Genomic DNA, 338 nt, shown 5'->3' on the forward strand with positions numbered 1-338 from the left:
AACCCGAAGGTCGTAGGTTCGAGTCCTGCCTCCGCAACCATTAAAATGGCTCGTTGGTCAAGAGGTTAAGACACCGCCCTTTCACGGCGGTAACAGGGGTTCAATTCCCCTACGAGTCACCAAAAAACAATTAAATAAGCGGGTGTAGCTCAATGGTAGAGTTCTGGCCTTCCAAGCCAGCTGTGAGGGTTCGATCCCCTTCACCCGCTCCAAAAAATGGGATCATAGCTCAGCTGGGAGAGCACCTGCCTTACAAGCAGGGGGTCGCAGGTTCGAGCCCTGCTGGTCCCACCATTTGCGGCCTGGTAGTTCAGTTGGTTAGAATGCCAGCCTGTCAC

General features: G+C 53.8%; 3 tRNA genes. All 3 read left to right on the forward strand.

Going from position 1 to position 338, the window contains the following annotated elements:
* Positions 1-47: 47 nt before the first annotated feature.
* Positions 48-122, forward strand: a tRNA-Glu gene (locus IC174_RS20840).
* Between the two features lie 16 nt (positions 123-138).
* A tRNA-Gly gene (locus tag IC174_RS20845) sits at positions 139-212 on the forward strand.
* A gap of 6 nt (positions 213-218) precedes the next feature.
* A tRNA-Val gene (locus tag IC174_RS20850) sits at positions 219-294 on the forward strand.
* Positions 295-338: the final 44 nt, after the last annotated feature.

This window comes from Clostridioides sp. ES-S-0001-03 (assembly GCF_020676075.1).
Taxonomy (GTDB): domain Bacteria; phylum Bacillota; class Clostridia; order Peptostreptococcales; family Peptostreptococcaceae; genus Clostridioides.